Annotated in this window: 18 protein-coding genes; 13 read left to right on the top strand and 5 right to left on the bottom strand. The window is 66.2% G+C overall.

Annotated features, from left to right (window positions below):
• The first annotated feature begins 86 nt into the window (after positions 1-86).
• The 6 genes from KF759_RS09925 to KF759_RS09900 all read left to right on the top strand — a co-directional run bounded on the left by KF759_RS09925 (position 87) and on the right by KF759_RS09900 (position 5,733).
• Positions 87-290, top strand: coding sequence for a dodecin family protein (locus tag KF759_RS09925; protein ID WP_291225010.1), 204 nt, complete (start codon positions 87-89; stop codon positions 288-290).
• A gap of 31 nt (positions 291-321) precedes the next feature.
• Positions 322-1,020: a response regulator transcription factor gene (locus KF759_RS09920; protein WP_291225008.1), complete on the top strand. Its 699-nt coding sequence runs from the start codon at positions 322-324 to the stop codon at positions 1,018-1,020.
• A 348-nt stretch (positions 1,021-1,368) separates the two neighbouring features.
• Positions 1,369-1,920, top strand: a complete 552-nt coding sequence (locus KF759_RS09915; RefSeq protein ID WP_291225006.1) for a hypothetical protein — start codon at positions 1,369-1,371, stop codon at positions 1,918-1,920.
• Positions 1,921-1,934: 14 nt separating this feature from the next.
• Positions 1,935-3,725, top strand: a complete 1,791-nt coding sequence (locus KF759_RS09910) for a hypothetical protein (protein WP_291225004.1) — start codon at positions 1,935-1,937, stop codon at positions 3,723-3,725.
• Positions 3,722-4,222 (top strand): Rab family GTPase, encoded by a 501-nt coding sequence (locus KF759_RS09905; RefSeq protein WP_291225002.1) that lies wholly within the window; start codon positions 3,722-3,724, stop codon positions 4,220-4,222. Before KF759_RS09910 ends, KF759_RS09905 begins: the two co-directional genes overlap by 4 nt.
• Complete coding sequence (locus KF759_RS09900; RefSeq protein WP_291225001.1) at positions 4,219-5,733, top strand: ATP-binding protein; 1,515 nt, start codon at positions 4,219-4,221, stop codon at positions 5,731-5,733. Before KF759_RS09905 ends, KF759_RS09900 begins: the two co-directional genes overlap by 4 nt.
• A gap of 52 nt (positions 5,734-5,785) precedes the next feature.
• On the opposite strand, the gene fusA is transcribed toward KF759_RS09900, so the two are convergent.
• Positions 5,786-7,834 carry an elongation factor G gene (gene fusA, locus KF759_RS09895; RefSeq protein ID WP_291225000.1) on the bottom strand — a complete coding sequence of 683 codons (2,049 nt, stop codon included), beginning with the start codon at positions 7,832-7,834 and terminating at the stop codon, positions 5,786-5,788.
• A 276-nt stretch (positions 7,835-8,110) separates the two neighbouring features.
• Here fusA and KF759_RS09890 point away from each other — a divergent pair, with 276 nt between their 5' ends.
• The 3 genes from KF759_RS09890 (at position 8,111) to KF759_RS09880 (ending at position 13,266) form a co-directional block, all read left to right on the top strand.
• Positions 8,111-8,881 carry a hypothetical protein gene (locus tag KF759_RS09890; protein WP_291224998.1) on the top strand — a complete coding sequence of 257 codons (771 nt, stop codon included), beginning with the start codon at positions 8,111-8,113 and terminating at the stop codon, positions 8,879-8,881.
• A gap of 88 nt (positions 8,882-8,969) precedes the next feature.
• A complete protein-coding gene (locus KF759_RS09885; protein ID WP_291224996.1) occupies positions 8,970-10,385 on the top strand; it encodes a UbiA family prenyltransferase in 1,416 nt (471 codons plus the stop codon).
• 250 nt (positions 10,386-10,635) lie between these two features.
• On the top strand, positions 10,636-13,266 hold the full coding sequence (locus tag KF759_RS09880) for a proprotein convertase P-domain-containing protein (RefSeq protein ID WP_291224994.1): 2,631 nt from the start codon (positions 10,636-10,638) through the stop codon (positions 13,264-13,266).
• 86 nt (positions 13,267-13,352) lie between these two features.
• On the opposite strand, the gene KF759_RS09875 is transcribed toward KF759_RS09880, so the two are convergent.
• Complete coding sequence (locus tag KF759_RS09875; protein ID WP_291224992.1) at positions 13,353-15,542, bottom strand: molybdopterin cofactor-binding domain-containing protein; 2,190 nt, start codon at positions 15,540-15,542, stop codon at positions 13,353-13,355.
• Positions 15,539-16,081 (bottom strand): (2Fe-2S)-binding protein, encoded by a 543-nt coding sequence (locus KF759_RS09870; protein ID WP_291224990.1) that lies wholly within the window; start codon positions 16,079-16,081, stop codon positions 15,539-15,541. The genes KF759_RS09875 and KF759_RS09870 overlap by 4 nt, the downstream gene beginning before the upstream one ends.
• A 168-nt stretch (positions 16,082-16,249) precedes the next feature.
• Between KF759_RS09870 and KF759_RS09865 the strand changes: the two genes are divergently transcribed.
• The 4 genes from KF759_RS09865 to murD are packed head-to-tail and all read left to right on the top strand — an operon-like array spanning position 16,250 to position 22,088.
• Positions 16,250-18,859, top strand: a complete 2,610-nt coding sequence (locus tag KF759_RS09865) for a bifunctional aspartate kinase/diaminopimelate decarboxylase (RefSeq protein WP_291224988.1) — start codon at positions 16,250-16,252, stop codon at positions 18,857-18,859.
• A gap of 35 nt (positions 18,860-18,894) precedes the next feature.
• Entirely contained in the window at positions 18,895-19,359 is a 465-nt protein-coding gene (locus tag KF759_RS09860; protein ID WP_291224986.1) for a hypothetical protein, read from the top strand.
• Position 19,360: 1 nt separating this feature from the next.
• The gene (gene murL, locus KF759_RS09855; protein ID WP_291224984.1) at positions 19,361-20,704 is read left to right on the top strand and encodes a UDP-N-acetyl-alpha-D-muramoyl-L-alanyl-L-glutamate epimerase; all 1,344 of its coding nucleotides are present in this window, start codon (positions 19,361-19,363) and stop codon (positions 20,702-20,704) included.
• Entirely contained in the window at positions 20,691-22,088 is a 1,398-nt protein-coding gene (gene murD / locus KF759_RS09850; protein WP_291224981.1) for a UDP-N-acetylmuramoyl-L-alanine--D-glutamate ligase, read from the top strand. Before murL ends, murD begins: the two co-directional genes overlap by 14 nt.
• 46 nt (positions 22,089-22,134) lie before the next feature.
• On the opposite strand, the gene KF759_RS09845 is transcribed toward murD, so the two are convergent.
• Positions 22,135-22,575: a GFA family protein gene (locus KF759_RS09845; protein ID WP_291224980.1), complete on the bottom strand. Its 441-nt coding sequence runs from the start codon at positions 22,573-22,575 to the stop codon at positions 22,135-22,137.
• A 22-nt stretch (positions 22,576-22,597) separates the two neighbouring features.
• The gene (locus KF759_RS09840; RefSeq protein WP_291224978.1) at positions 22,598-24,394 is read right to left on the bottom strand and encodes a DUF262 domain-containing protein; all 1,797 of its coding nucleotides are present in this window, start codon (positions 24,392-24,394) and stop codon (positions 22,598-22,600) included.
• Between the last annotated feature and the right edge of the window lie 230 nt (positions 24,395-24,624).

The following is a 24,624-nucleotide window of genomic DNA, read 5'->3' as shown; positions in this document are numbered from 1 at the left end:
CGACGCGTTGCGGGTCGCAGAGTCGATACGGCTTGGTATAGTGCAGGGACAGCGGCGCCACCGCGCCGTGCAGAGGAGGGTTCATCATGTCGGTTGCCAAGGTCATCGAGCTGAGCAGTTCCTCCAGCAAGGGCATCGAAGATGCCGTGCAGTCTGGCTTGCGCAAGGTTTCGCAGACGGTCAACAACATCAAGGGCGCATGGGTCAACGACATCAAGGTCGCGACCAATGCCGATGGCACCATCACCGAATGGCGCGTCAACATGCGCATCAATTTCATCGTCGAGTGATGAAGGCCCGGTCCGGAAGGGGTCTGCCGGAATGAGTTCGTCGTCCCTGGTGGTCGGAATCGTCGAAGACGATCCCGACCTCGCCGACATCGTCATGGCCTGGCTCGAAGGCGCCGGCTACTCGGTGCGTGTGTATCGCAATGCCACCGAGTATCGGCGGCGCCAGGGCGAAGAGGCAGTCGACTTGCTGTTGCTCGACTGGAATCTGCCTGATGGCACCGGCATCGAGATCGTTGAATCGGTGCGCGCCTCGCGCAATGCGCGCCTGCCGGTGATCTTCCTTACCGCCCGTGATGGCGAGGACGATATCGTGCAGGCGCTGGGTTGCGGTGGTGACGATTACCTCGTCAAACCGCCCAAGCAGCGCGAGTTGCTGGCGCGGGTTGGAGCAGTGCTGCGCCGCCATGGCATCGAGCGTGATGGCGAGGCGACGCTCGAACTGGGGCCGTATCGCATCGACATGTCGCGTCGGCGCATCAGCATCAACGGCGGGGAAATCGAGCTGACCCAGCGCGAATTCGATCTGGCCAATTACCTGTTCCGCCGTCAGGGCCGCATCGTCAGCCGCGACGCCTTGCTCAAGAACGTCTGGAACCTGCACGCCGATGTCTCCACGCGCACGGTCGACACCCATGTCAGCCGCCTGCGCAAGAAGCTCGAGCTCGGCGGCGAAAACGGTTGGCGGCTGGCGGCGATATACCAGCACGGCTATCGCCTCGAACAGGCCTAGCGCAGCGCTGGACAAGTAGCGCAAGCGTCACGCCCCCTGCCTGCGCGCAGGGCATTCGTGCGCTGCCACGACTGGCAGCCGGTGAAGGCTGCGCGGCGCGCTGCGATCCGCGCACACACACGGCCGGTCACCATGGCGCCATTCGATCAGGATGGCCCCAAGGCTCGACAAGCGCGTGCGCGCGCGGCCTAATGTCGCCTCGGAATGCGCGCCACTGCAGGCGCCCAGCGAGGATCAGCGATGGCCGGCGCAAACAATCCCAAGGGCCGTGCCAAGGCAGCCGCCGGAAAATCCAAGGCGGCTGCACGCGTTGTCCGCGCACCGAACGTGCCCAAGAGGAAACCCGTCATGGCAGAGCCGAAGAAACCCGCCGCCGATGGCGCCGCCGAGCGCAACGTCGACCAGATCCGCGACATCTTGTTCGGCGGCCAGATGCGCGATTACGAGCGTCGCTTCCACGAGCTTCACCAGAAGCTCGAAGCCGACCTGGCGCGCATGCGTGAGGCGCAGGACAAGCGCTTGATGCAGATCGAAAAGCGCGTCGACGACCAGTTTGAAAAGCTCAACAAGCTCATGCGCCAGGAAATCGATGATCGCAATGGCGCCGTGGCTGATCTCGAATCACGCGTGCAGCAAGCAGCGCGGACCGCGCGTGCGGAGATCAACAAGGCAGTCGACGGCGTCAGCGGCGAGGTGGCGCAGAGCGATGATCGTCTGCGCGCTGCGCTCGCTGACCTGCAGCAGACCTTTTCCGCACGCGCCGGCGAGACTGAGGCGGCGCTGTCGCGCAGCAACAGCCAGTTGCGCGCTGAGAAAGTCGGACGCGAGGATCTGGCCGCGCTGCTGGCTGAATTCTCCCTGCGCCTGCAGGGTGACTTCGAATTGCCCAAGCCCAAGTAGGTTGCGCGTTGCATATGGCCACGCTCCCCGCCGGGGACGACCACGCCAATCCGCCCCGCGCTGTGCCGCAGGCGCAAGCGCCGGGCGATGACTTCGAACGCCTGCGGGAGCTGCTGGTCGGTGATGAACGTCGCGAGCTGGCCGCCGCGCGTGCACGCATCGTCGAACTCGAACGCATGCAGGGCAATCTGCCGCAGCGTCTGCCCGAAGCGGCCATTGCCGCGTTGCGCGAACAGGGCGATCATCCCAGGGTGAGCGCCGCGCTGGCTGCGCCGGTGGCGCAGGCGCTGGGCACGGCGGTGCACAACAATCGGCAGGGCATCATCGACGCCCTGTTTCCGGTGATCGGACCGATGATCCGCCGCGCGGTGTCCGAAGCGCTGCGTGGCCTGGTCGACAACCTCAATGGCGCAATCGAGAGCAGCCTCACCCTGCGCGGCCTGAAATGGCGGCTCGAAGCCTGGCGCGGAGGCGTGCCCTATGCCCAGGTGGTGTTGCGCCATCGACTGACGTACGGCATCGACCATGTGTTCCTGATCGAACGTGCCAGTGGTTTGCTGCTGCACCATGCCGCAGCCGCCGGCTTGCCGCCGCTCGATGCCGACGCGATCGCGGGGATGCTGACCGCGCTGGGCGACTTCGTCGGTGACTCGGTCGGCAGTGATGGTGGCGCGCTCGATGCCGCCCAGGTCGGCGAATCGCTGGTGTGGGTCGAGCATGGTCCCCTGCTCAATCTGGCGTGCTTCATGCGCGGCGTGCCGCCCGCGGGCCTGCGCAGCTTGCTCGAGCAGCGTCTCGAAGACATTCATGCGCGTCTTGCCGCCTTGCCCGAGGGCGCGCCGCTGCAGGATCTGACGCGCGACACCGAGGTACGCGAACGCATCGATCCGACCTCGGTGCTGCGCGAAGCGCAACTCGCACTGTCCGCCGATCCTGCCGCTGCGCCCAAGCGCAGCCCGCGTTGGCCCTTGTTGCTTGTCGTTCTGCTCGTGTTTGGTGCGCTGGGTTGGCAAGCGTTGCGGCAATGGCGCTGGAACCAGCGTGTCGACGCCTTGCGCGCGGAGCTTGCCGCCCAGCCGGGTTTCGTGCCCGGCGCAATCGAATCGCGGCCGTGGCGATCGCTGGTGGTGCATGGTCTGCTCGATCCCGATGCGCCCTCGCTCGCGCCCGTGCTTGGGCGCGCCGATCTCGGGCCAGCCACCGTGAAGCTCGCCGTCACGGGCTTTGTCTCGGCCGATGACCGCGTCGTCGAGCTGCGTGCGCGGCGCGTGCTGCAGCCGCCGCCCGGCGTGACGCTCGCGGTGCAAGAGGGCGTATTGCGGCTGGCCGGTGATGCGCCGGCGCAGTGGAGCGCCGCGGCACTGGCCAGGGCGCCGCTGATTGCCGGTGTGCGTCGGGTGGAATCGACACTCGGCAATGCGCTCGATCCGCGACGGGTCGCGCGCGCGGCCTTGAGCAAGGCGATTGCCGAAGCATCCGCGCTCACGGTCGAGTTCGTGCGCGAAGACGAGCCCGAGGCCGGCAGCGCCGCCGTGGTGGATGACCTGGCCGCCAAGCTGCGCAGCGCGCAGGCGATGGCCCAAGATGCCAGCTTGTCGCTGGCCTTGCGCAGCGTCGGCAGTTCCGACGAATCCGGCGCGGATGCCACCAACGAGCGGGTACGCGCCTTGCGTGCCCGCTGGCTGGCGCTTGCGCTCGCGGCACGCGGCATCGCCGGAATCAGCGAAGCCGATGCCACGCTCAATCCCGATCCGACGCGGCGCAGCGCGCGCGTGCAGGTCGTGGCGAGCGACCTGCCACAATGAGCGCGGCCGCCTTCAAAGTCTGCATGCTCGGCGACTTCGGCGTCGGCAAGACCAGTCTGGTGGCGCGCTACGTGCGCAGCACGTTTTCCGAAAAGTACCTGACCACGATCGGCGTCAAGGTCGACAGCAAGGAAGTCTTGCGAGCGGGTCGTGAGCCGGTCAAGCTGGTGCTGTGGGACATCGCCGGACGCAATGCGCTCGATACGGTCGCCGCAAACTATCTGCGCGGTGCGCATGCGCTGCTGCTGGTGGCCGATGGCACGCGCGAATCGAGTCTGGCTTCGGTACTCGATCTCCTGATGCAGTCGCGCAGTGTGTTGCCGCACGCGCATGCGGTGCTTGCGCTCAACAAGCAGGATCTGGTTGGTCAATGGGAAGTAGGGCCAGCCACGGTGAGGCAATTGCGCGAGGTGTTGCCGGTGCTGGAAACGAGCGCGGCAAGTGGCGCGGGCGTCGAAGATGCCTTCGCGGCGATCGTTGCGGGGCTGGTGCCATGATCGATTTCGATGCCTTGCCCGCACGCGTGCGCGAGTTCCTGCGTCAGCTCCTGCTTGAGCGTGCGCACGTGCTGGTGCTGCGTTTGGGCAACGACTGGAGCTTGCGCGAAGTCCTGGGGGATGCCGCCTGGCATGAGCTCGACATCGCCGCATCGGGCGCCACGCTCGCGGGCCTGCATGATCTGTTCGTGGGCATCGAGCCGGGCAGCGACGAGGAATTGCCGTTCATCGAGTTGGCCAACGGGCGCAGCGTGCACGTGCACCGCCTCGTCGCCGACGATGGCTTCTTTCTGATCCTGCTCGATGCGCAGGCGGCGCGCGAGGCGCAGCGCAATCCGCAGCAATTGGCCAATGAAGCGGCGCTGGCCGGGCACGAGAAATCCAAGGCGATCCAGTCGCTCAAGCAGATTCGCAGCGAACTCGAACATCAGCAGGCGCGACTCGAGGAAGCCAACAATCTCAAGAACGCGCTGATTGCGACGATGAGCCATGAATTTCGCACGCCGCTGGCCTCGGCGTTCGGCCAGTTGCGCGAGATCGAAGCGCGCATGCTCGCCAGCGACGGCGAGGTCCGTGCGCTGCGGCGCAGCCTCAGCCACTTGTTCGTGCTGGCCGAGAACCTGCTCGAATACGGGCGCGGCGAGTCGGGAGGCGGGCTGCTGCATCCGGTGCCGATCGACCTGCGGGCCTTGCTCGATGACTGCAGCTCGATGTTTCGTCCGCTGGCCGAGGCCAAGGGCCTTGTGTTTCATGCGAGTCTCGACGCCGCTTCGCCGGCGGCCGCGTTGTTCGATGAGGTCAAGCTGCGCCAGATCCTCATCAATCTGCTCGCCAATGCAGTGCGCTACACGCAGCGCGGCGAGATCGTGCTGGCGCTGCGCTGGGACGGCGACCGCCTGCACATCCAGGTGCGCGATACCGGCATCGGCATCGCACCGGAGTTCCGTGCCAGCGTGTTCCGGCCGTTCAATCGCGGCGCGCAGACCGGCAGCCGCGGCGCCGGGCTGGGCCTGAGCATCGTGCAGCGCCTGATCGAGCAGATGCATGGCCGGATCGAACTCGATTCCGAAGTCGGTCACGGCAGCTGCTTTCGCCTCGACTTGCCGGGCGCAACCGTCGCGGCAACGCCGGTCCCGCGAGGTCGAATGCAGGGCCGCGTGTTCGTCGTCGATGACGATTCCGATATCACGCAGCTGCTCGAGCATGCGCTGGGCGGTCTGGGTCTGGAGGTGGAGACTTTTGCCGAAGCCTCCAGCGCGCTCGACGCGGCGCTGGCGCAGCCACCGGCGCTGCTGGTGGTCGACATGCAGATGCCCGGACTCTCGGGCGGCGAGATGGTGTTTGCGCTGCGTGCGAGCGGCCATCGCGGCGCAATCCTCGTGCTTTCGGCCAATGCCACGATCGAAGCGCGTGACGCCGCGCTGCGCGTCGGTGCCGATCGCTATCTCACCAAGCCGATCGACTTCGCCCATCTCGAGGCGAGCGTGCGCGAACTGCTCGCGCGCGGCTGAAGTGCGCGGCCGGAACGCCTCTACGGCGCCCCGGCTGCGTTTTTCATCGGCGTCAGTCTTCCTCGATGCGCGGCTTCCAGGAATCGACCAATTGCTTCTGGATCTGCACCGGCACCGGTTCGTAGTGGCTGAACTCGATCGTGTAGCGACCTTCGCCGCCGGTCATCGCCTTGAGCTCGGTCTGGTAGTCGACGATCTCGGCCAGCGGTACCTGCGCCTTGACCACGATCTCGCCGCCGCGCAGTGAATCGGTGCCACTGATGCGCGCGCGCTTGCTGGCGAGGCCGCCGGTGACATCGCCCATGTGCGCGTTGGAGACCGTCACGTCGAGGTTGACGATCGGCTCGAGTACTTGCGGCTTGGCATTGGCGATCGCTTCGAGGAAGGCCTTCTTGCCGGCCGAGACGAAAGCGACTTCCTTGGAGTCGACCGGGTGGTACTTGCCGTCATAGACGATCACCTTGACATCCTGCAGCGGATGGCCGGCGATCGCGCCGTGTTCGAGTACCTGACGCACGCCTTTCTCGACCGCGGGCAGGTATTGGCCGGGAATCGTGCCGCCCTTGACCTCGTCGACGAACTCGAAGCCGCCACCGCGTGGCAGCGGTTCGATGCGCAGGAACACCTCGCCGAACTGGCCCGCGCCGCCGGTCTGCTTCTTGTGGCGGTAATGGCCCTCGGCCTTGAGCGCGATCGTCTCGCGGTAGGCGATGCGCGGCGGGCGCGTGGTGACCTCGACGCCGTAGCGCTCCTTCATGCGCTCGAGCATGAGCTTGAGGTGCAAGTCGGACAGGCCGCGGATGATCGTCTCGTTGAGTTCCATGTTGTGTTCGACGCGAAAACACGGGTCTTCCTCGCCCAGGCGCGCGAGCGCATTGGCGAGCTTCTGCTCCTGGCCCTTGTGCGCGGGCTGCACCGCGAGACCGAACATCGGCAGCGGAAAGTCGATCGGCGCGAGGTGGATCTGATCCTCGTCGTGCGAGTCGTGCAGGATCGCGTCGAAATGGATTTCCTCGACCTTGGCGACGGCGGCGATGTCGCCGGGAATCGCCTGCTCGATCTCGAGGTGATCCTTGCCCTTGAGCCGAAACAGGTGGCCGACCTTGAACGGCTTCTTGCCGTCGTCGATGAACAACTGGGTGTCCTTGCGCAGCGTGCCTTGATAGACGCGGAAGATGCTGAGCTTGCCGACGAAGGGATCATTGACGATCTTGAACACGTCGGCGATCACGTGGTGGGCGGGATCAGCCTGCGCACGGATCGGCTGCGCGGCGGCGCCCGATCCTTTCACGAACGGCGGCGGATTGCCTTCGAGCGGATTGGGCAAGAGGCGCGCGGCGATGTCGAGCAATTCCTTCACGCCCGTGCCGTTGCGCGCCGAGGTGAAGCAGATCGGCACCAGATGGCCTTCGCGCAGGCATTGTTCGAAGGCATCGTGCAGTTCCTGCCCCGACAGGCCCGCCTCGCCGTCTTCGAGGTAATGGCCCATGACCGTCTCGTTGATTTCCACCACCTGATCGATGATCTGCTGGTGGGCATGGGCGACCGTGGAGAAATCGGCTTCGCCCTGCGGCTGGAAGAAGCAATCGACCACGCCGGCGGCCTTGTTCGCGGGCAGGTTGATCGGCAGGCACTGGCTGCCGAACTCATCGCGCAGCGCTTCGACCAGGCCTTCCAGGTCGGCGCCTTCGTGGTCGATCTTGTTGATGACGAGGATGCGGCACAGGCCGCGCTTTTGGGCGCGTTCCATCAGGCGGCGCGTGTTGTGGACGATGCCGACCACGGCATCGACGACGATCGCGCAGGTTTCCACCGCGCCGAGCGCCGACAGCGTCTGGCCGCGGAACTCGTGGAAGCCGGGTGTGTCGATGAGGTTGATGTGGGTGCCGGCATGTTCGATCGAGGCGATCGCGCTGTTGATCGAATGCTTGCGCTCGCGTTCCATCGCATCGTGATCGGAGACGCTGGTTCCCTTGTCCACCGAGCCTGCCGTCTGGATTGCGCCGCCGGCATGCAGCAGGGCTTCGAACAGCGTGGTTTTGCCGGCGCCCGCTTGGCCTGCGAGGGCGATGTTGCGGATGTCTTGGGTACTGTAGGACATGGTCGACCTCCCGATTGCATGGGTGGGACCGTCACGGCGACCGGCTCGCTGCGCCCGCGGGCCTGCGAGGCTGGGGGTCATGGCGGAGAATCGCCGCACCGTCGCGGCGGCGACGGCATAGCCTTGTCCGATCGGTGACGGTGGTCAAGCGGCAGTGCGTGAAGCCGCCAGCGCACGGTTGGGACAGGGTGCACGGCGTGGCCGCTTTCGCGACGGTTTAACCTTGCTTTAGCGTGCGATCGGTATTCTGCGGCGCTTTGCAGCGATGGCACTGCCTTGGCCGACACCGCCCGCCCCGCGTCCGCGATGCCCGTCGGCGAGCCCGAGCTGTTGTTGCATGCGCCCGGTTCCCTGCAACTGGCCAGCGATGCGCTGCCCTGGCAGCGCAGCCTGCGCTGGCAGGATGCGGAGCGCGACCGGCGCATCTTCTGGCTTGGCGGGCTGCTCGCCTTCGCGATTACCGTCCTCGAGCTCGGCGGCTTCGCGCTGGGCATGCATTCCTATCGCAGCGCGCACTGGAAGCGGGTGACCGCGCCACAGGTCATCACCGTCAATCTGATCGAGCCGATCAGTCAATTGCCACCGCCGCCGCCCGAGCCGGAACCACCGATCGTGGTGCGCGCCAGTCGAGTCGCGATTGCGCCGCCCGAGGTCAAGACGACACCGCCGCCGCCGCGGCCCGAGGAAGCCAGCGACGCAATGCGGGCGCGTCTGGGGCAGGGTGGGGTGGCGCCACCGGTCAAGTTGTTCAATGCCGACGGCAGCGTGCGCATCGGCAATGGCGATGCACCGATCCGCGCTCCGACGTTGCCCGCACCGAAAACCGAACGCGAGGCCGCGCAACGGCGCTGGACGCAAATCGAGGAGCGCGGCAATCCGCTGGATTGCAAGAAGACCCGCTTCGCGGACGCCTTCAGTCCCGATGAAAGCCTTGGCGACAAGGTCAGCCGCAAGTACCTCAAATGGGTTGGCCTCGCCGATCCGCAGGCAATTGCCCATCGTGGGCGCAAGCGCGCGGAATCGGGCGGCTGCGAACCCGCGTCCTGAGGCGAAGGCGTACGGTCGCGCCGCCTCTGGGGCATACTCACGCCCATTCAGAAGGCGCGTCGCGTCGCGCCCTTGCCACGGGCTGATGATGAGCGACGACAACGTGCCTTTGTGCGTGGACATGGACGGCACTCTGGTTCGTTCCGACCTTTCCATCGAATCTGCGCTCGCCCTGGTGCGACGCAATCCGTTGTATCTGTTCGCGCTGCCGTGGTGGCTCTTGCGCGGGCTGGCGTACTGCAAGCGCGAAATCGCGCGCCGCATCGTGCCCGAGGTGGCGCAGCTGCCGTTCGATCCACGCATGCTCGGATGGCTGCGCGAGCAGTTCACGCGTACACGCGTGCTGTGTACCGCCTCCGATCGGCGCGTGGCCGAGGCCGTGGCTGCGCGGGTGGGCCTGTTCGATGCAGTGCTGGCCAGTGATGGCAAGGTCAATCTGTCGGGGCGGCGCAAGGCGGCGGCGTTGGTGGCGCGGTTTGGCGAGCGCGGATTCGATTACGCCGGCAATTCGCGCGCAGACCTTGCGGTGTGGGCGAAGGCGCGGCGCGCGATCGTCGTCAATGCCCGGCCCGACGTGCTGCGCTCGGCGCGCAAGCGGACCAAGATCGATCGCGTGTTCGCGCCGGCCACGGGCGTCTGGGGCGAATTGCTGCGCGCGCTGCGTCCGCACCAGTGGACCAAGAACCTGCTGGTTTTCGTGGCGCCGCTGGCTGCCCATCGGATCGATGCGGATCTGGCGCGCCACGCCCTGATCGCCTTCGTCGCGTTCTGCTTGTGCGCCTCGGCGGCCTATCTGCTCAACGACCTGCTTGATCTCGACGCCGATCGCGCCCATCCACGCAAGCATCTGCGACCGTTTGCCGATGGCCGCTTGTCCTTGCTGTCCGGATTGTTCGGCGTGCCCGTGCTGCTGCTGGCCGCATTCGCCTGCGCGATGCTGCTGCCGATGCCCTTCACCTGGGCCCTGCTCGCCTATGCGGTGACCACGCTGGTCTATTCACTCTGGCTCAAGCGCCTGCCGGTCATCGACGTGTTGGTGCTTGCGGGCCTGTACACGCTGCGCATCGTTGCCGGCGGCGCCGCGGTCGCGGTCGAGATCTCGATCTGGCTGGTGGCCTTCGCGATGAGCCTGTTCCTTGGCCTCGCCCTGCTCAAGCGCGAGATTGAATTCAGCCGCCTCGCCAGCGGTCCACTCGACCGTCTGCGCGGTCGCGGCTACCGTTTGCGCGACCGCAGCGTGGTGCGCGCGGCGGGCATCGTCGCTGGTGCCGCCGCCGTGGCCGTGCTCGCGCTCTACATCGACAGCACCAAGAGTGCCGAGTTGTATGCCCAGCCGCAGCGCTTGTGGTGGTTGGTGCCGCTGCTCGCGGCCTGGCTTGTGCGCTTGTGGATGCTCGCCGGGCGTGGCCGCATGCATGACGACCCGCTGGTGTTCGCGCTGACCGATTGGCTGAGTCTGCTTGCGCTGGCCACCGGCGCCGGCTTGGTACTGCTCGCACTTTGACCCAAGGCTGAGCCGGTGGCGCAATCGCCTCACCTTGTGGCTGCGTGCGGATCCCGGTGTGCTGCCGCGTCCACGCGCTGGGCGCAGTCTTGCGATGGGTGGACCGGCTGCCGCGTTCGGCGCCGTGTACCCACATGATGTTGCGTGACAGCAAGCCCCGCACAGCGCGCCGGACCGTCTGCACAACACGCCCGCTCCAAGCAGTGATACGCTTCCCGGACAGGGGCAACAACATGGGCTGGGGTCTTCGATGTCTCACAAACGCACAACACGGGTTGCGGCGCTGCTGATTGCCGCTTCGACCACGGGGCTGGCTGTCGCGGCCGGTGTCTCACCGGCAAGTTTTTCCACGCAAGTGCAATCGGTCGATCAAGTCGTGACCGTGCGTTACGGCGCGCTGGATCTGCAGACCATCGCCGAGGAAGACGCCTTGCGCGAAGCCAGCGGGCAGCCGATGCGCTTTGCGATTGCGCATGACAGCGCAGTGGATGCACGCAGCGGCGGCAGTTGGGAAACCAAGGGCGGCCAGAGCATTTGGCGCTACCGCGTGCAGGCCGCCGACGCCGCTTCGCTCAATTTCGGTTTCACGCAGTTCCGCCTGCCGCCCAGCGCGCAGGTTTTCATCTACGCGAGCAAGGATCACAGCCAGCTCGCCGGCCCGTATTCAGCCGCCACGCACAATGCGCTCGGCCAGTTGTGGACGCCGATCATCGCCGCCAGCGATGTCGTCATCGAACTCGATGTCGCCAGTGGCGAACGCGACCAGGTCGAACTCGTGCTCGGCAAGATCAACCAGGGCTATCGCGGCTTCGGCACGATGAGCAAGGGGTACGCACAGCCCAAGCTGAATCTCACCGGTGAAGGCAAGTCGGCCTGCTCGCCCGACGCAATCCGTTCCGGCTCGTGCAACATGGATGTCGCCTGTCTGGATCCATCCGACCCGTGGAACAACCCGCGGCGTTCGGTCGGCGCCTACACGATCTCGGGCACCGACACCTGCACCGGCTCGCTGGTCAACAACACCGCCAACGACCGCAGCATGCTGTTCATGACGGCCAGCCATTGCAACGTGGTCGCCAATCCCGCGGGCATCGTCGTCTACTGGAACTATGAATCGCCGACCTGCCGCCTGCCCGGCAGTGGCGCCAGCGGCACGCCGGTGGCGCGGCCCACCACGACCAGCAGCGGTTCGACCTTCCTTGGCCGCACGCGCAATCCTTTCAACGGTAGCGATTGCACCAATGGCGCGGTCTGCTCTGACAACACCGTGGTGCGCCTCAACGGTACGCCCGATCCGGCCTGGAACCTGTACTGGGCCGGCTGGGATCGTGGCACCGCCGCCGCGGTCTGCACGCCGGGCCCCAATCCCAATTCCGACGTCGGTGAGTGCGCCGCGATCCATCATCCGGGTGTTGACGAGAAGCGCATCACCTTCGTCGAGCAGAACTTCGAGGTCGGTGGCATCTCGGGTGGCACCAACACCCACTGGCACGCCTACTGGGATCCGACCCCGCCGATCCTGCCCGGCATTCCCGCGCCGCAGCCTTCATCGCTGCCGCCGGGCGTAACCGAACCGGGTTCGTCGGGTTCGCCGCTGTACAACGCCAGCCAGCATTTTGTCGGCGTGCTCAGTGGCGGTCCGTCCTCATGCGGTGCGACGGGAGCCAATCTTTCGGATTACTACGGTCAGCTCGCGGTGGCCTGGGAAGGCGAGGGTACGCCGGCGACGCGCATGAAGGATTGGCTTGATCCGCTCAACACCGGCGCGACCGCAATCGACGGCATCGGCATGTCGCCGTTCACGTTCACGCTCGATCCGACATCGCTGTCGGTGTGCAACACCACCAACAGCGCGACGATCAATCTCGCTGCGACCTATGACCAGGGCTTCAGCGGCACGGTTGCGTTGACTGCGAGCGGCAATCCCGCACCCAGCGCGCTGCTGTTCGTACCCGCTGCGCTGACGCCCCCGACATCGGCGTCGGTCCTGACATTGAGCAACCTGTCCGGCGTCACCCCGGGCAGCTACCCGATCACCGTGACCGGCACCAGTGGCGCCGACGTGGTGAACAAGACCTTGCCGCTCACGGTCGCGGCGGCCTTGTCGGGCAGCATGAACCTGCTGACGCCCGCCAACGGGGCAACCAGTGTCGGCACCAGCCCGACCCTGAGCTGGGCTGCACTTGCCGGCGCCGCTTCGTATACGGTCGAAGTCGCCACCGATGTCGCCTTCAGCAACATCGTGGTGAGCCAGTCCGGCATCACCGGCACCAGTCATGTCGCCACCGGGCTCAACCCGACCACGACCTACTACTGGCGCGTGAAGCCGACCAATGGCTGTGGCGATGGAACGACTTCGGCGGTCTTCAGCTTCACCACCGCGAACATCATCTGCCACGCGCCGTCGCCGGCCCTGGCGATTCCCGACAACACTCCGGCTGGCGTCAACGACACCATCACCCTCAGCGATGCTTCGGTGCTCACGGGTCTCACCGTGTCGATCAAGGCTACGCACACCTGGGTGGGTGATCTCAAGTTCACGCTGTCGAAGGACTCGGCAAGTTCCGCGCTGATCGATCGTCCGGGCGTTCCGGCGAGCACGTTTGGTTGCAGCGGCAACGACTACGACGTGATCCTCGACGACGCGGCCGGCAATCCGGTCGAAACCGCGTGTGGCTCGACCGTTCCCGCCATCACCGGCACGCTCTCGCCCAATGCACCGGGCCTGGCGCCGTTCGTTGGTCTGTCGCTCGCAGGCACCTGGACATTGAACGTGTCCGACAATGCCGGCGGCGATACCGGCAGTTTCACCGAGTGGTGCCTGATTCCGCAGGTCGCGGTCAGTGATGTGATCTTCGAGGATGGTTTCGAGATCCCGTAAGCGGGATGAGTGAACCAGCGTTCAAAGGGGCCGCATCGCGGCCCCTTTTTTTTCACTTGCGTTGTCGTGAAGCAAGCATCGATCGTTCAGAGCAGGCGCATCAGCTCGGGCAGCAGGGGCAGTTTGCGCACCCGTACCGTGGTCGCGGCATACACCGCGTTGGCGAGCGCGGGTCCGGCGCTGGCGCTGGCGAATGCGGGGTCGACCGCGTCGTCCGTGGAGTCGATGATCTCGATCTCGGTGCTGCGCGGAGACAAGCCCAGCCGCAGCAGCGGATAGTCCTGCAAGCCGCGTTGCTGGATGCGGCCATCCTTGAGCGTGATCGCCTGCTGCAGGGTTGCGGCGAGGCCGTCGAGTGTGGCCCCGGCAATCTGCTCCTGCGCATTGCGCGGATTGATCACGGTGCCGATGTCGGCAACGCAGACTGCACGATGGATGCGCAACTGGCCGCCTTCGACCGCGACCTCGAAGGCATGCGCGAAACTGCCACCACCGCCCGCGTGGCAGGCAATGCCCAGGCCGCGACCATCGGTGCGCGGCGTGCGCCAGTCGATGCGCGCGGCGCAGCGACGCAGCACGTGCGCAAGGCGCGTGCACTCGACGCCATTGACGGTCGCGGGCGCCTTGGCATCTTCAAGCATCGTCAGCCGCAGCTTGACTGCGTCCTGGCGTGAAACCACCGCAAGCTCGTCGATGAAACTCTCGATCGCAAACGTGCGGAATGCATCAAGCCAGGCACCCGCGGCAAGCGGCAGATGGGTGCTGAGCGGATGGAAGCTCTGCTGCAGATGCGCAACGAAACCTGCCGGGAAAGCCGTGGCTTCGAGCAGACCCGCGTTGGGCGTGCGCGCATCGACCGGCGTGGCCGCACAGCGGTGCGACCAAGCCGATATCCGGTTGTGCCGATCCAGCGAGGCGGCCAGTGCGTGCACGCCCAGCGGACGATAGCGGTCGTGCTGCAGGTCGTCGCTGCGCGTCCACATCAGTTTGACCGGCTTGCCGGCTGCCTTGGCGACCACCACGGCCTCGGCGACATAGTCATTGTCGAGGCGGCGACCGAAGCTGCCGCCGCCTCGCGGCAATTCGATGCGGATGTTCTGGCGGCGCAGCCCGGTCAGTCTGGCAATCCATTGCGAAGCGCCATCAGGATCCTGCACGGCAGCGACCAGTCGCGCACCATCCTGATTGATTTCGATCAGCGCATTGGGCGGCTCCATCACCGCGTGGGCGAGGAAAGGCAGTTCGTAGCGCGACTCGATGCGATGGCGCGCCGGTTGCTTGCGGATGCGCAGCGGTTCGCCATCGCTGCGCACGGGAATGCCGCCGTCCTTGCCGTCGAGCGCGGCATGCGCGGCGGCGATCAGGGCCGAACTCGACTCGCTGGTGTCGGCGGCGGGCTGCCATTGGATTTCGAGCAGGGCGCGGCCCTGCAAGGCCGCCCAGCTGTGACGGGCAAGCACGGCGATGCCGGCGACCGCTGGTGCGTCAGTGCTGTGTGGCAGCTCGATCACGTCGACCACGCCGGAAACCTTGCGCGCCTTGCTGTCGTCCATTCGCAGCAATGAACCGCCGGGCAGGGGGCAGCGGGCAATCACCGCGAGCAGGGCGCCGGCACCGTAGTGATCGATGCCGTAACGGCAAGCGCCAGTGACGATTTCGCGCGCGTCTGCCGTAGCGATCGGCTTGCCAATGATCGTGTACGCGGCTGTGGATTTGAGCGCGGGTGGCGCAGCAGGCAGCGTGATCGACGCGGCACTGCGCGCGAGCGCGCCATAGCTGAGCTTGCGACCATCACTGGCGATGACTTCGCCGGCTTGCGTGCGCAGGGACTCGGCGGGCAGGTTCCATTCACGTGCCGCTGCCTGCAGCAGCAGCCAACGCGCATTCGCGCCAGCGTGACGCAGGAAGGTCCGTGCTGCCGCATCGGCGGCATCGGCACCCTGGCGGCCGTAGGGGTTGGCGCCATCACCGCCGCCGTAAGGCAGTTGCAGCACGCGCACCTGCGACCAGTCGAGGTCGAGTTCTTCGGCGATGATCATCGGCAGATCGGTGAACACGCCCTGGCCGACTTCGCAGGCCGGCGCGCCGATGACGATGCGGTTGTCACGTTCGATGCGCAGGAACGGGCCGAGCCCGGTGAAATCCTCGCCGAGGAGTTCCGCAGGAACATTGGGCAGGGGCGCAGCCCGCAGGACTGGTGCAAGCAGCAAGGCGCCCGTGCCCGTCAGGCTGACGGCAAGAAAATGGCGCCTTCCGGCGTCGAAAGATGCAGTCACTTCTTGCCACCCTGGAGCAGTTCGGCGGCACGGGCGATCGCGCGACGGATCTGCGGCTGACTGCCGCAGCGGCAGACATTGCCAATTGCGGCGATGTCGTCCTCTGCGGGCCGCGGCTTGCGTTTGAGCAGGTCGATCGCGGCGATGATCTGACCGCTCTGGCAATAGCCGCACTGGATCGCGTCGGCCTCGATCCAGGCCTGCTGCACCGGATGCAAGTTCGTGGCGCCGATGCCTTCGATCGTCGTCACTGCATGGTTTGCTGCGGCGCTCATCGGCAGTGAGCAGGCGCGCACCGCCTTGCCATCCAGCAGGACGTTGCAGGCGCCGCACTGGCCGTTGTCGCAGCCATACTTGCTGCCGGTCAGGCGCAGGCTGTCGCGCAGAAACCATAGCAGCGGCATCGCCGGATCGCCTTCGTGAAAGTAAGGCTTGCCGTTCACGCTGATCGGCAGGGCGGCAGGCAGATGGGGCGCTGGCGCCGCGCCTGAGCCGCCTGCAGGGGGCGCAGCGGCGGGATTGCGGGTGTCTTTTGGCATTCGCGCATTGTGGCATTGGCGGGCGCATGCCGGCGAGATGGCGGGCGAGCTTGCATGCGGGTCGATATCCCATCACGAGATGGCATATCGGCATGGCATGGCCAACCGCTTGCGTTATGCTGCGACGCACGATCCTGCGATCGTGACTGGATCCCGGTACACACGGCAATGAATGTGAGCAATCGGACAGGCGCCGAGCCGGCGCCGTGGGTGGTCATCAAGTTCGGCGGCACCAGTGTCTCCACGCGGCCGCGTTGGGAGAACATCGCGCGCATCGCCGCTGCACATCGCGTCCAGGGACGCAAGGTGCTGATCGTCGTCTCGGCCTTGTCGGGCGTCACCGACCTGCTCAAACGCATTGCCGAAAGCGGCAGCGACGAGCTTGCCGCGCGCGGCGCGCAGGCCGAAATCCTGCGCCGTCACGAAGCAATGCTCGGCGAGCTGCAGGCGACTTCGCGCGAGACGATCGACGCACTGTTTGCCCAACTTGACCGGCTGGTCGCCGATCCCGGGCGAGTGAGCGGCGCGCTTGAATGGCAGGCGCAGGTGTTCGCGCTGGGCGAACTGATGTCGAGCACGCTGGGCGCGGCATTCCTTGGCGCGCAGGGCCTGCCCACGCAGTGGCTCGACGCACGCGAACATCTGGTCGCGCAACCGCTCGCCAACCAGAGCGCCTGGAGCCGCATGCTGTCGGCCACCGTGCCGGCGGCGCCCGATGCAGGCTTCGAACGTGCGCTCGCGGCACGCGGCGAGGCGTTCATCACCCAGGGCTTCATCGCGCGCGATCCCGAAGGCAGGACGGTGCTGCTCGGGCGCGGTGGATCGGATACCTCGGCCGGCTGTTTCGGCGCGATGCTGCGCGCGCAGTGCGTGGAAATATGGACCGACGTGCCGGGCATGTTCAGCGCCAATCCGCGGCTCGTGCCGGGCGCTCGCCTGCTCGCCCAGCTCGACTATCAGGAGGCGCAGGAAATCGCCACCACCGGCGCCAAGGTGCTGCATCCGCGCTCGCTGGGTCCGCTGCGTCGGGCCGGCGTGCCCCTGGTGATCAAGGACACCAACCGACCGCAACTGGCCGGCACCCTGATCCGCGCGGTCGCCAGCGACGCCGCGCCTTGCGTGAAGGCGATCAGCGCGCGCAAGGGCGTCACCTTGATCTCGATGGAAACGGTGGGCATGTGGCAACAGGTCGGCTTCCTTGCCGATGTGTTCGCCGCGTTCAAGCATCATGGCCTGTCGGTTGATCTCATCGGTTCGGCCGAGACCAACGTCACCGTCTCGCTCGATCCCAGCGAAAACCTCGTCAATTCCGACGTGCTCTCGGCGCTCGCCGCGGATCTGGCCAAGGTGTGCCGGGTCAAGGTGATCGCGCCGTGTGCGGCAATCACCCTGGTCGGTCGGGGCATGCGCTCGCTGTTGCATCGGCTCTCGGGCGTGCTTGCCGAATTCGGCGCGCTCGATGTGCATCTGATCAGCCAGTCGTCGAACAACCTCAACCTCACCTTCGTGGTCGATGAGTCGCTTGCCGACGATCTGATCCCGCGCCTGCATGCGCTGTTGATCCGCGCCGACGCCTTGCGTGCCGAGGACGGGGCGATCTTCGGGCCGAGCTGGCGCGAGCTGGAAGCCGCCGGCGCGCCGCCGCCACCTGCGGCGTGGTGGCGCGAACAGCGTGCTGCGCTGCTCGATCTGGCCGCGCAGCAGTCCCCGCGCTACGTCTATGACCTTGCCACCGTGCGTGAGAAGGCGCGCGCACTGCGCGCGCTGGGCTGCGTCGATCGCTGGCATTACGCGCTCAAGGCCAATGCACACCCGGCGATCCTGCGCGCGCTGCACGAGGAAGGCTTCGCCTTCGAATGCGTGTCGCTCGCCGAGGTCGAGGCATTGCGCGCGATCCTGCCCACGCTCGCACCCGAGCGGATCCTGTTCACGCCCAATTTCGCGCCACGCGGCGAGTATGTCGCCGCGCTCGAAGCCGGCGTGCGTGTCACCTTCGATGCCCTGCATCCACTGCGGCACTGGGGCGAGCTGCTGCGCGACCGCGAGATCCACCTGCGCGTGGATCTGGGCGTGGGGCGCGGCCACCACGACAAGGTCAAGACCGGCGGTGCGACTTCCAAGTTCGGTGTCTCGCTCGACGAGGTCGAGGAGTTCCGCGCGCTCGCGCGTCATGCGGGCGCGCGCATCGTCGGCCTGCATGCGCATCTGGGCTCGGGCATCCTCGATGCCGACCACTGGCGCTCGGTGTATGCGCAACTGGCGAGCCTGGCCGAGAGCTTCACGCACATCGAGTCGATCGACGTCGGTGGCGGCCTCGGCGTGCCGGCGCGGCCCGACGAGCAGCCTCTCAATCTGGCCGCGCTCGGGCGCGTGCTCGACGAGGTCAAGCAGGCTTATCCGCAGTTCGCGCTGTGGATGGAGCCGGGGCGCTTCCTCGTTGCCGAGGCCGGCGTGCTGCTCGCGCGCGTCACCCAGACCAAGCGCAAGGGCCATGTCCACTATGTCGGCATCGATGCCGGCATGAACTCGCTGCTGCGCCCGGCGCTGTATGACGCCTGGCACGAGATCGTCAACCTCGACCGCCTCGACGAGGCGCCGGCGCAGATGGTGCAGGTGGTCGGGCCGATCTGCGAATCGGGTGACGTGCTCGGCAGCAATCGGCGCCTGCCCGAATGCCGCGAGGGCGACGTGATCCTGATTGCGCAGGCCGGCGCCTACGGCGCGGCGATGGCGTCCCGCTACAATCTGCGCGAACCGGCTTCCGAGATCGTGTTGTGATGACTGGGCGAGGGTACGCCATTGCCGGCAGCATGATGTCCGCTGTGGTGGCCGCAGCTCTCACTGCCTTGCTGTATGGCGGATTGCTGGATCATGTCCAATGCTCTCGATGTCTTGGTTCGACGATTTGGCTGTGGTTCGGTGCAATGTGGGCGTTGGCTGCGGGAATCACGATGGCCTGGCTGACGAAGGGGGACTGCTGGTGGTTGCCGACGGCGCCGAAGATCGAAGTCGTGGTCTTGTTTGTGTACGGTTTCATCGGCTGTGTGCTGATCGTCGGTTCCCTTTTCTTGCTTGGGGAGTTCCTGCTTGCGTTCGCACTTGCCGGAGTGCCACTGCATGGCTCCGGTCGTGGCGTGCCCGCCGATTTGGGCGGCTGGATGCTGGTGTTCTTCATGGCGGCTTATCTGGGGATGCAATTTCTGGCCATTCGGTGGGCGCGCTCCATTGCAGCCGCTGCCGCGCAAGGCCGGAACACGTGTTCACGAGAGGCGCCATAGCATGAGCGGCATACGTCCGGTTGATGCCAAGGCATTTCGATTCCTGCGCCGTGAATTTGCCGATGGCGTGGCCACCCTGGTCTACGCCTTCGACGATGGCCCTGAGCTGGTCGAACGCATCGTGTTTCCGCACGCGCCGCTGCCCGCGCCCGAGCGTGCGAGCGCGTTCGAGGCCGCGCTCGACCTGCTGCACCTCGTCGCCGGCATCAGCTACTACAAGGCTGGCGTGCCCACTGAAATTCGTGTCGAATCGACGCCGCTCGATGCGTCGACCGCGGCCTTTCTCGATGCGCTCTACCTGCACGGGCTGGGCGAATTCGCGTACCACAACCGGCTCGACCTGCGCGGACGCATCCGCTTTCCATTTGCCGAAGCGACGAAAGCACCGGCACAGGCGCTCGGCCTGCCGCAACGCACGCTGGTGCCCATCGGCGGCGGCAAGGATTCGCTGGTGAGCGTGGAAATCCTCAAGGCATCCGGCGCGGACGCGACCGCGGTCTGGGTCGGCCACTCACCGCTGATCGAGGCCTGCGCTGCGCGTACCGGCTTGCCGATGCTCAACATCGGCCGCGAGCTGTCGCCGATCCTGTTCGAGTACAACAAGGCCGGTGCGTACAACGGCCACATCCCGGTGACCGCGATCAATTCGGCGATCCTCGTCGTCGCGGCGATCCTCCATGGCCACGGTGCGATTGCATTCTCCAATGAACGTTCGGCCTCCAGCGCGACGCTGGAATATGACGGCCAGCAGATCAATCACCAGTGGAGCAAGGGCTGGGCGTTCGAGCGTGCACTGGGTGAACTGCTTGCCTCGCACGTGGCCACCGATCTGCACTACTACTCGCTGCTGCGCCCGCTTTCGGAACTGGCCGTGGCGCAGCGCTTTGCGCGCGCGCCACGCTACGACGACGTGTTCTCCAGCTGCAACCGCAACTTCCGCATCCTCGGACCCAAGCCCGCCGATCGCTGGTGCGGGCAGTGTCCCAAGTGTCATTTCGTGTTCCTTGCGCTTGCGCCGTTCATGCCCAAGCCGCGCCTGCTGTCGATCTTCGGTCGCAACCTGCTCGACGACGAAAGCCTGGCGGCCGGTTTCGACGCATTGCTGGAATACCGCGACCACAAGCCGTTCGAATGCGTGGGCGAGGGCGTGGAATCGCGCGCCGCCTTCGCTGCGCTCGCCGCGCGCGCGGAGTGGCGTGAAGATGCCCTGGTCGCGCGCTTCCGCGATGAGATCGCGCCGCAGCTCGATGCCACTGCGCTCGCGCTCGAACTCCAGCTCGTCCCCGCGGGCGACCACCGCATCCCGGCGCCGCTCGTGCCCTTCGTCATCGATGCGCATCGCTGATCTGGCCGATCGCCGCGTTGCGGTCTGGGGCTATGGCCGCGAAGGCCGCGCCGCGCTCGCGGCGCTGCACGTGCAGCTGCCGGCGCTGCGGCCGACCTTGTTCTGCAGCCCCGGTGAAGCGCGCATCGCGCGCCACGTCGAGGACGTGTGGGGTGCCAGCACGCACCAGCCGACCAGCGCGCTCGACATCGTCACCACGCCGCCCGATGCAGCGATGCTGGCGGCCTTCGAGGTGGTGATCAAGTCACCCGGAATCAGCGCCTACAAGCCCGAGCTGACCGCGGCGCAGGAACATGGCACGCAGTTTGTTTCGGGTACGACGCTGTGGTTTGCCGAGCATCCAAGTGCGCGCGTGATTGCGGTCACCGGCACCAAGGGCAAGAGCACGGTGAGTGCGCTCATCGCGCACTTGCTGCGCGGTCTGGGCAAGCGCGTGGCGCTGGCCGGCAACATCGGCCTGCCTTTGCTCGAATTGCTCGATCCGCCGCAGCAGCCCGACTGGTGGGTGGTGGAGCTGTCGAGCTTCCAGACGCGCGAAGCGGTCGGCGTGGAAGTCGCGGTGATCAACAACGTGTACGAAGAACACCTCGACTGGCATGGCACGCGCGCGCGCTATGTCGAGGACAAGCTCGCGCTCGCGGCGGTCGCGCGCACGCTGGTGGTCAATGGCGCGCAACCTGCGCTGCTCGAGCTCGTGCATGCGCATCCGCGGCAACTGGCTTTTGCGCAGTCCGCGGGCTGGCATGTCACGGACGGGAAGATCCTGCGCGGCGCAGAAGTCGTGTTCGATCTGTCCGCATCACCCTTGCCCGGCGCGCACAACGCGAACAACCTCTGCGCCGCGCTCGCTGCGCTCGAAGCCGCAGGCGAGGATGCGCGCACGGCTGCGCGCACGATTGCGCATTTCCATCCGTTGCCGCACCGCCTGCAGATGCTGGGTGAGCGCGAAGGCCTGTACTGGATCGACGACAGCATCGCCACCACGCCGCAGGCGACGCTCGAAGCACTGGCCAGCCTCGCCGGTCGCGCCGTGAGTGTGCTGCTCGGCGGTTTCGATCGTGGCCTGGACTGGCAGCCGTTCGCCAGCCAGGTGTGCGCACAGCCGCCGCACGCGATCATCACCATGGGCGCGAGCGGCCCGCGCATCGCCGCGCAGTTGCGCGCCGCCGGCGGTGCCTATCGACTCGAAGAAACCACCGGCGTCGACGCGGCAGTCGCCTGTGCGCGCACGCTGACGCCGGCCGGCGGGGTGGTGCTGCTCTCACCCGGCGCGCCGAGCTTTGATCAGTTCAAGGACTACACCCAGCGCGGGCGCCACTTCGCCGAACTCGCGGGCTTCGACCCGGAAGCCATCGGCGTGATCGAAGGTCTGGGCATCGCTTGAAGCGCCGCAGCAAGGCGATGCTTGCGTGGGGATGGCAGCCGATGATCTAGGCTGGAAACGAGTCGAACTGCGGCAGCCCGACCAGCTCGTGATCCCATGACGCGCGGCTGGCGATGAACAGATGCGCATCGGGTCGCCTCGCCAACGGGCTGTCGAGGCTGCCGGCCGGCACCACCAGCATGCCGTTGCCGGCGCAGGGCAAGGCCGAGCCGCAGCGCGCGCAGAAGCATCGCTGGTGCCGCGTGCCTTCCAGCCTGTATCGACGTACATGGTCCTCGCCGGCGATCCATTGCAGCCGCGCCGTGGAGGAAAACAGGTTCGCCGCATGGGCGGATCCGCTGTCCTTGCGGCAATGCGAGCAATGGCACAGGTAGAAGCGTTCGAACGTGCCGGTGACCGTGAAACGCACGGCACCGCACAGGCAGGAACCATGGTGCTGGTCGGGCGGGGCGGTGCCGCGTGCCGGTGCGCTCTGCTGCGTGTTCATCGTTGATCGCGCCTCGATCGGGTCACAGCGCATGGAACCATGTCTTGATCTTGAGCGCCATCAAGGCCCGACGCTGTTCGAGGAAGCTGTCGTAGTCGGGGATCGCGCCGTCGAGCAGCGAATCGGGCACGCAGTTGGCGCGCAGGTTGGCGCGCAGTTCGTCGGCGCCGGCGATGCCGCCATACAGCTTCTTGCCGCCAGTCACTTGTTCGGCCAGTTCCGCAAAATATCTCTCAGGCGGCTTGCTGCCGATGGCGATGTTGATCTCGCTCTGGGTGAGGACGAAATTGGCGATCTGGTTGTAGCGACCGCGTGCCAGACCCTGCGCCTTCAAGACCTGCTTGGGATAGACATGGTGCACGTCGCTGCGATTCATCAGCAAGTCCAGCACGCTGATGTCGCGCGAGAGGAAGCCCTTGTCGCCCAGTTTCACCTGCGCCGCCTGATAGGCGAGGAAATAGGGACTGTTCGACGAGGAGGTGTCCATGAGCTGGGGCAGCATTCCGGTCCAGAAACTGTCGGGCAACTCGTTGTCGATGACCGCATCGACGTAGCGTGCCAGCCCGCGTGCCTCGATCTGGCGGATATCGAAATCGAACGCCGTCTCCGGGCTGCCGGTGTAGCGGCCGCGCAGGACTGACATCGCATACCAGCGTCTCGCGCATCGCTCGAGATCGGCGGCGGGCATGCCTTCGGCGCGCCCGCGCAGATACAGCACATAGGCGAAGTTGACCGCATTGCGCCCACCGATGAGATCGCTGGTGACAAAGCCGGCGGAGCGCAGGATCATCGTCATGCGCTGGAAGTGGGTCTCGTTGACGAAGGCGAGCACGCCCTTCTTGAGCTTGCCGAACGACTCTTCGGCGATGGCTTCCTCGAACTGCTTGGTCTCGAAATTGCGGCCCGACAGCAGCGCCACCAGGTCCTGCAGCTTGCCGCGCCCGAACTCCGAGGTGAAGGCCACGCGCAGCATGTCGGTGTAGGTCGGGTCATAGATGTCGTCGTTGACATCCTTGAGCCAGCGCATCTGCGGCAGGAACTCCGACGTCGCGAACGCGGTGTCGGCCTTTTCGATGCGGGCGAGAAATTCCGGCGCGACCGCGAGGTGGCAGAAATAGTCGATCGCCTTGCGCAGCAGGTTGCCGCCGTGGGTTTCGTTGACGGCGATCTTGGACATGGCGAAGTCGGCCTGCGACAGCTCGGTACCCGCCGAATTGACGCGGATGAAGATCTCGGTGACGGTCTCGATATCGAGGTCGTCGGCCAGCTCGATCACGCCGACGTGGTTGTTGATGATCTTGCGCAGCCGCTCCAGCACCCGCGAGACCATTCTGCGATCCGCAGCTGGATTGGCGTGCGTGTAGGCGTCGGTGAGTTCGGTGAGGCTGGCATCGGGCGAGAAGACCTCGGCGACATCATTGATCCATGCAGCATCCTTGCGGATGGCCGGATTGGCCACTTCGAACCGCTCTTCCTGCGGATGGAAGGCGATGCGGATGCGGACCGTCTCGTAATCCCTGGTGAGGACTTCGCGCCCGAGCAAGGCCGCCATGAGCGCGGTGACGCGTTGCTGGCCGTCGATGAGGATGCGCTTGCCGGCGGACGAGGTGCCGTCCTTGAGCCTGATCGTCGGATTGCGCCAGGCAATCAGGTAGCCCACCGGATAACCCTGGTAGAGCGAATCGAGCAGATTGCGCACCTTGGTGGCTTCCCAGACGAAGGGGCGCTGAATTTCCGGAATTGCGATCTCGCCGGATTTGACCCACGTGAGCAAGGTTTCGATCGGATGCGGAGTGACGTAATAGCGTTGGGTGGACATGCAAGGCTCTCGGTCACGGCGACGCCAGGCGGCGGCTGGCAAGGCCGATCATGCAGCGTGGCTGCGGCGGCTCGCAAACCCGCCCAGGTTCATGGCCTGGTTCTTCCGGGCATTCCGTGGAATCACAGCGTGGCAGGGGCGCTCGAGGCATCCGGCCAGCGGCTCGGTCTGCCGCTCGGACCAAGGCGGCGATGCGATAGTGGCTCCGTCAGCCGCTCAGGATCGCGCGT

Origin of the sequence: Dokdonella sp., from assembly GCF_019634815.1 — a bacterium.
Lineage (GTDB): Bacteria > Pseudomonadota > Gammaproteobacteria > Xanthomonadales > Rhodanobacteraceae > Dokdonella_A.
This window is presented reverse-complemented; position numbering and strand designations above follow the sequence as displayed.